This window comes from Streptomyces sp. C, assembly GCF_000158895.1.
In the GTDB taxonomy this organism is placed as follows: Bacteria; Actinomycetota; Actinomycetes; order Streptomycetales; family Streptomycetaceae; genus Streptomyces; species Streptomyces racemochromogenes.
This window is the reverse complement of the sequence record NZ_GG657751.1, coordinates 206,492-208,282: the sequence shown is the minus strand read 5'-3', so window position 1 is coordinate 208,282 and position 1,791 is coordinate 206,492. Positions and strand designations below refer to the sequence as shown.

3 protein-coding genes are annotated in these 1,791 nt (G+C 74.7%); 2 read left to right on the top strand and 1 reads right to left on the bottom strand.

The features are described from left to right. The coding region (locus SSNG_RS42665) for a hypothetical protein (protein ID WP_050779998.1) at positions 1 to 434 on the bottom strand (434 nt) is incomplete at its 3' end. A 227-nt stretch (positions 435 to 661) separates the two neighbouring features. Between SSNG_RS42665 and SSNG_RS40715 the strand changes: the two genes are divergently transcribed. Both SSNG_RS40715 and SSNG_RS34205 read left to right on the top strand, forming a co-directional pair. Further along, positions 662 to 835, top strand: coding sequence for a thiazolylpeptide-type bacteriocin (locus tag SSNG_RS40715; RefSeq protein WP_125600985.1), 174 nt, complete (start codon positions 662 to 664; stop codon positions 833 to 835). 79 nt (positions 836 to 914) lie between these two features. Beyond that, positions 915 to 1,791, top strand: an 877-nt coding sequence (locus SSNG_RS34205) for an AMP-binding protein (RefSeq protein ID WP_165365086.1), incomplete at its 3' end; no start/stop codon positions are given.

Sequence of the window (1,791 nt, the reverse complement as noted above, 5' to 3'; positions counted from 1 at the left end):
GCCGCGGTCGCCGCGACCACCGCGACCATCACCGCGCCCAGGACCCGCAGCAGGGGCGCGCCGAGGACGCGGGCCAGCGGGAAGAAGTGGCCGCCGACGACGAGAGCGGCCCAGGAGAACGCCAACTGGGGGGTGTGCAGGCGGTTGTTGATCAGTCCGGCACCGACGCCGAGGAGGACGGCCTGCACCACGAGGAGCCTGACGAACGCGCGCCCGCGCGGTGCTGCGGGGCCGGCCGGGACGGGCGCGGGTGCGCGGCGGGAACGCAGGACGGCGAAGGTCACGGCGACGACGAGCAGGGCGCCGGCCGCGGCCGCGGCGGCGCGGGCGGGCCCGTTCAGCGCGCCCAGGCCTATGAGGAACCAGACGGCTCCGAAGACGGCCCCGATCAGCGGTCCGCGGGGCGCGCGTCCGGTACGGGAACTGGGGTCCATGGGGGCCTCCTCTGGCACGGGTCTCGGCGGCTCACTCTAAGGCCCCGGGGTGCGCCCCCATACTGCAGAAAATGGCTTCGGGCCGATTTCGATGACGTTTGTCACGCGAGTCGTGAGCATTGTCAGAAGTGGGATCCGAATGGTTTCGGACAGCCCGGTTCCTGGTGCAGCATCAGGTCGTCGGTCCGAATACGGGCCGCATTCGGAAACATGAGAGGAATACCGTCATGGCGAACACCACCGCTGTTGCCGACTTCGATCAGCTCTTCACCTCCTTCGACATCGAGGAGCTCGAGGTCCTGGACGTCGCCGACGGCGTGGCCCTCCCGGAGATGGGCGCTTCGAGCGGCAACGCCCTGTGCTGCTCCTCGTCCTCCTCCTCGTCGTCGTCCTGCTGCTGATCCGACGACGTCCCACTCCTGTCCGTCCGGCGGCTCCGGCCGCCGGACGGGCCGGACACCCGGAGCACGGAGGAGGAGCGTGACCCCGAACCCGCCCGCCCGGGAGCACTACGTCTCCCGCGTCCTCGACGTCCTGGCCGCCCGGCCGGACACGGTCGCGGTGCGCTGGCGCGATCTCGAACTGACCGGCCGCCGCCTGCGCGACGCGGTCCTGGGCGCCCACGGCGCCCTCGCGGCCACCGGTCTGCCCGGCCCGCCCGGGGCGGCCCCGCCCGCCTTCGGGCTCCTCACCGAGGCCAACCACCCGGCCCTGCTGGCCCACCGGTACGCGGCCCATCTGCTCGGCGCCACGAACGTCCACCTGCGCTCCACCAACCCCGGGCCCGACGGCGCCCTCCTCGACGCCGCCGCGCAGGCGGCGATCCTGGCGGAGAACGGGGCCGGCGTCCTCGTCGTGGACCCCGCGCACGCCCGGCACGCGGATGCCGTCCGCGCCCGTACGCCCCACCCCCTCACGGTGATCGTCGCCGACGGCCCCGCCGGGCCCGACGGGGGCGGGGAGGTGCGCGCCCCCGAGCCGCGGTCCGGTCCGGCGCCCGCCCCCGGGGCGCTGGACCGGGCCGCCGTCGTCACGTACACCAGCGGCAGCACCGGCCGTCCCAAGGGCGTCCGCCAGCCGCTCGCCGCCTGGAGCGCCCTGGTGCTCGACGACGCCGCCCAGCTGGCCGCGGAGAAACCCGTGATGCTGGTGGTGACCCCGCTCAGCCATGCGGCCGGGCCGATGGCGGACGCGGTGCTGTGCGCCGGCGGGACGCTGGTGCTGCACGAGCGCTTCGAGGCCCCGGCGGTACTCGACGCGGTGGCCGCGTACGGCGTCACCCGCACGTATCTGGCCGTACCGCACCTGTACGCGCTGCTCGACCACCCGGGCCTGCCGGCCTGCGACCTCGGCCCAC